A 4,357-nucleotide genomic window follows, 5' to 3' on the forward strand; every position below is an offset into this window, starting at 1 on the left:
GGCGGGGGTTCGTCGAGGGCTACCGGGTTAGGGGCGGGCCGAAGCCCGTCCCACCTCAGGCGTCGTCGCCCTCGTCGTCGTCTCCGCCGTCGACCTTCATGCCCAGTTCCTTGATCTTGCGGGTCAGGGTGTTGCGGCCCCAGCCGAGCAGGACGGCGGCGTCGCGGCGGCGGCCGGCGGTGTGTTTGAGGGCGGTTTCGATCATGATCCGTTCGAAGGCTGGCACGGCGTTGTCGAGCAGGCTCGACTGGCCGCGCGACAGGGCCTGGTCCGCCCACTGGCGCAGGGCCTGTTCCCAGTTGGTGACCGGTGCGGCGTCGTGCTGCTGGGTGAGCAGTTCGGGCGGCAGGTCGTCGATGTGGACCTCGCGTCCGGAGGCCATCACGGTGATCCAGCGGCAGGTGTTCTCCAACTGGCGCACGTTGCCCGGCCAGGGCAGGTTCTTCAGGTAGTCCTCGGTTTCCGTCTTGAGCAGCTTGGGCTCGACGGCCAGTTCCTGGGCGGCGCGGGCGAGGAAGTGGCGGGCCAGGGTGGGGATGTCTTCGCGGCGGTCGGCCAGGCGCGGGATGTGGATGCGGATCACGTTGAGGCGGTGGAACAGGTCCTCGCGGAACTTGCCGGCCTGCACCAGGGATTCGAGGTTCTGGTGGGTGGCGGCGATGATCCGCACGTCCACCTTGACCGGGGTGTGGCCGCCGACCCGGTAGAACTCGCCGTCGGCCAGCACGCGCAACAGGCGGGTCTGGGTGTCGGCCGGCATGTCGCCGATCTCGTCGAGGAACAGGGTGCCGCCGTCGGCCTGTTCGAAGCGGCCGCGACGCTGGTTGGCGGCGCCGGTGAAGGCGCCTTTCTCGTGGCCGAACAGCTCCGACTCCATCAGGTCCTTCGGAATCGCCGCCATGTTCAGCGCGATGAACGGTGCCGCCGCACGCGGGCTGTGGCGGTGCAGGGCGTGGGCGACCAGTTCCTTGCCGGTGCCGGATTCGCCGTTGATCAGCACGGTGATGTTGGAGTGGCTGAGCCGGCCGATGGCGCGGAACACCTCCTGCATGGCCGGCGCTTCGCCGATGATCTCCGGGGTGCGCGCCTGGGTGGCGGGCGTCTCCAGGCCTTGCTGTTCCTGGGCGTGCTGGAAGGCGCGCTTGACCAGCGAGACCGCTTCGTCGACGTCGAACGGCTTGGGCAGGTATTCGAAGGCGCCGCCCTGGTAGGAAGCCACCGCGCTGTCCAGGTCGGAATGCGCGGTCATGATGATCACCGGCAGGCGCGGGTACAGCTCGCGGATGCGCGCCAGCAGGTCGAGGCCGCTGGCGCCGGGCATGCGGATGTCGGAGATGATCACGTCCGGCTGCTGGCGGCCGAGCCGGGCGAGCAGGCCGTCGGCGCTGTCGAAACTGGTGGTGTGCATGCCTTCCTGCTGCAGGGCCTTCTCCAGTACCCAACGGATGGAGCGGTCGTCGTCGACGATCCAGACGGTTTCACTGCGGCTCATGAGGGGCTGGCTCCTTGTTCCAGTGGCAGGAAGATCGAGAAGACGGTGTGGCCCGGATGACTCTCACACTCGATCAACCCCTGGTGCTGGCTGATGATGTTCTGGGTGATGGCCAGGCCCAGCCCGGTACCGTCCGGGCGGCCGCTGACCATGGGGTAGAAGATGGTGTCCTGGAGCTCGGCCGGAATGCCCGGGCCGTTGTCGATGATCTCGAGTTTCGCCACCAGGCGGTGGCGGGTGTGGCCGATGGTGAACTGGCGCAGGGTGCGGGTGCGCAGGGTGATGCGGCCGAGGTGCAGGTCGTTGTTCGTGCTGAGCGCCTGCATGGCGTTGCGCACGATATTGAGCACCGCCTGGATCATCTGTTCGCGGTCGATGCGCACGTCGGGGATGCTCGGGTCGTAGTCGCGCACCAGGGTGATGCTGCCCTGGCTTTCCGCCTCGATCAGGCTGCCGACCCGTTCCAGCACTTCGTGCACGTTGGCCATGGCCAGGTTCGGCAGCTTGTTGGAGCCGAGCATGCGGTCGACCAGGTTCCGCAGGCGGTCGGCCTCCTCGATGATCACGTTGGTGTAGTCCTTGAGACCGTCATCCGGCAGCTCGCGGGCCAGCAACTGCGCCGCGCCGCGAATGCCGCCGAGCGGGTTCTTGATCTCGTGGGCCAGGCCGCGCACCAGCAGCTTGGTGGTTTCCTGCTTGGAGAGCTGGGCCTCTTCCTTGGTGATGCGCAGCAGGCGGTCGCGCGGCAGCACTTCGAGCAGCAGCAGGGTTTCGCCGCGATTGAGGATCGGCGTCACCGAGTAGTCGACGGTGAGGGTCTGGCCGGTCAGCGCGGTGAGCACCGCTTCGCGCTTGTTGAATGGATGCGCCTGTTCCACCGCCTGGCGCAGGGCGGCCAGCGCCTCGGGCGATTCGGTGAACAGTTCGCTGATGAATTGCCCGTGGCTACGCTGGCCGCTGACGGCCAGGAGCATTTCTGCCGCCGGATTCATGTACTCGAGGCGCAATTCGGCATTGAGCAGCAAGGTCGCGGTGGTCAGGTTGTCGAGCAGCAGGCGATGCAGTGCGTCGTTGATGGTCATAGGCAGCTTCCGCAGTTGATCCGGAAAATGCAAAAAGCAAACCAAGGCCCCGAAAAGGCGCGCGACGGATGTCCCGCTCAGTGATTCGGGCGGCTTGGCGGTGCAGGTTCGGACGGGCGGCGAACCAAAATGGGGAGGTGGGGGATGGAGGTGCGCCTGTATGCACCATTGTAGTGCATACAGGGCGTTCACTCAGAAGAACGGCAGGATGCTGACTTCATCCTCGGGTTTGTCCTTCAGCGGACATTCCGGGCGCTTGCCGTAGTCCTCCTTCTGGCAGGGCTTGATCTTGCGCTTCTGCGCCAGGGAGGTGCGCAGGATGTGCACCGGCTGGCTGGGCGTGCGCTCCAGGATGCTGCCGTTGGTGTCGAGGATTTCCACCGCGATCTGGTGGGTGCCACGGTCGATGTTGGTCAGTTGGAACACCGGGCTGCGGCTGGGCTCGCCGGCCGGTTCGCCGTCCAGCAGCAGGCGGTACTGATGCCCGGGCAGCAGGCCCGGTTCGCTGGTGGCGGTGACGATCAGGTCGCCGGAGGTGCCGTTCTGCACGGCCGCGTCCGGTTCCGGGACGAGGATGCGCAGCAACTGGTAGCTCGGCGGCGCGGGCGGCGCGGCGACCTGCGGTGCCTGGGGCGTGCCCGGTCGTGGTGCGGGCATCGCGTTGGTTGGCGCCAGTTGCAGGCGCTGGGCGTTGCCGGCCGTGGGGCGGTCGGTGAAGACCCGGTTACCTTCGGCGTCGATGTAGGTGTACACCTGGGCCGCGGCGGGCAGGCCCAGCAGGGCGAGGCAGAGCAGGGCGATTCGCATGGGTCAGGGGGCTGGGCTCGGTCTTGGCTGGGGCTGCGGGCGCAGGGCCGGGCTGCCGGTGTGGACCCGCTGTACGGTGAAGGTATGGGTCTCGCTCTGCTGGAGCGAGGTGTCGCCGCTGAGCACTTCCACCGCCAGGCTGTGCTCGCCGCGATCGACGTTGACCACTTGCAGGCGCGGCACCGTGCTCGGCGTGCCGTAGGGCTTTCCGTCGAGCAGCAGGCGCAGGCTGTGGCCGCTCCGTAGTTGCGGTTGCAGTTCGACATCGACGCTGAAGGTGCCGTTGTTGGCGCGCAGCGCTTCCTCGCTCGGCAGGTTGATGAGGCGCAGCACGCGGTACGGCGCCTGGGCGGTCTGCCTGTCCTGCTCGCGGTCCTTGGCGATCGGGCTGGGCGGCTGCATCTGCACCGTGTTGGCGGGCGGCAGGTCGAGCGTTTCGCTCTGGACACCTTCCGGCGGCTGGTCGGTGAAGACGGTGTTGCCCTTGGCGTCGGTGTATTTGTAGATCTGAGCGCTGGCCGGCAGGGCCAGGGCGAGGATCAGACAGGCGGCAAGCAGGCGCATGCGCGTTCTCCGGATGAGGATGCGGCTAGCCTTGCACCGTGGCGCATGGCTGGCAAGGGGTGGGAGGTATGGGTGGCCGGCTTTGCGGAGTGATCGGCAGGATGTGGGTTTTTTCGCGGTCATGGACCGCTCCTACGGAGCATGGGTATCGTCTTTGCGTGAGGCACTGGATCCCCGCATTCGCGAGGGTGACGGTCGAACCCACGTCGTTCCCGGGAACGCGGGAATCCAGGAAACAGCGAATTTCCACAGCGTTGTAGGATGGGTTGAGCCATCGGTGTTGTTTCGACTCCGCCCCTCACCCAGCCCTGGCTGCGCGCCCCGCTCCGGAGGGAGAGGGGGCCGTCCGTGCGGGCCGGGGCCACGGTGCTTACCCCAGCCTCGGAACAGTCACCCCTCTCCCATTTATGGG

The 4,357-nt window shown here is 67.2% G+C and carries 4 protein-coding genes; all 4 read right to left on the minus strand.

Annotation, left to right across the window (positions count from 1 at the left end; genetic code table 11):
• Positions 1 to 55: 55 nt before the first annotated feature.
• The 4 genes from ntrC to PSEWESI4_RS24270 all read right to left on the minus strand — a co-directional run bounded on the left by ntrC (position 56) and on the right by PSEWESI4_RS24270 (position 3,945).
• Positions 56 to 1,492 carry a nitrogen regulation protein NR(I) gene (gene ntrC, locus PSEWESI4_RS24255; protein ID WP_187673809.1) on the minus strand — a complete coding sequence of 479 codons (1,437 nt, stop codon included), beginning with the start codon at positions 1,490 to 1,492 and terminating at the stop codon, positions 56 to 58.
• Positions 1,489 to 2,574, minus strand: coding sequence for a nitrogen regulation protein NR(II) (gene glnL / locus PSEWESI4_RS24260; RefSeq protein WP_187673810.1), 1,086 nt, complete (start codon positions 2,572 to 2,574; stop codon positions 1,489 to 1,491). The genes ntrC and glnL overlap by 4 nt, the downstream gene beginning before the upstream one ends.
• A gap of 192 nt (positions 2,575 to 2,766) precedes the next feature.
• Positions 2,767 to 3,381, minus strand: a complete 615-nt coding sequence (locus PSEWESI4_RS24265; protein ID WP_187673811.1) for a DUF4124 domain-containing protein — start codon at positions 3,379 to 3,381, stop codon at positions 2,767 to 2,769.
• A 3-nt stretch (positions 3,382 to 3,384) separates the two neighbouring features.
• A complete protein-coding gene (locus PSEWESI4_RS24270; protein ID WP_187673812.1) occupies positions 3,385 to 3,945 on the minus strand; it encodes a DUF4124 domain-containing protein in 561 nt (186 codons plus the stop codon).
• Positions 3,946 to 4,357 lie beyond the last annotated feature (412 nt).

Source organism: Zestomonas carbonaria, from assembly GCF_904061905.1.
GTDB classification, from domain to species: domain Bacteria; phylum Pseudomonadota; class Gammaproteobacteria; order Pseudomonadales; family Pseudomonadaceae; genus Aquipseudomonas; species Aquipseudomonas carbonaria.

Bases quoted from the DNA above. Each gene is read 5' to 3' on its own strand.
- PSEWESI4_RS24270 (WP_187673812.1), bottom strand. From the start codon at position 3,945: ATGCGCCTGCTTGCCGCCTGTCTGATCCTCGCCCTGGCCCTGCCGGCC.
- ntrC (WP_187673809.1), bottom strand. From the start codon at position 1,492: ATGAGCCGCAGTGAAACCGTCTGGATCGTCGACGACGACCGCTCCATC.
- glnL (WP_187673810.1), bottom strand. From the start codon at position 2,574: ATGACCATCAACGACGCACTGCATCGCCTGCTGCTCGACAACCTGACC.
- PSEWESI4_RS24265 (WP_187673811.1), bottom strand. From the start codon at position 3,381: ATGCGAATCGCCCTGCTCTGCCTCGCCCTGCTGGGCCTGCCCGCCGCG.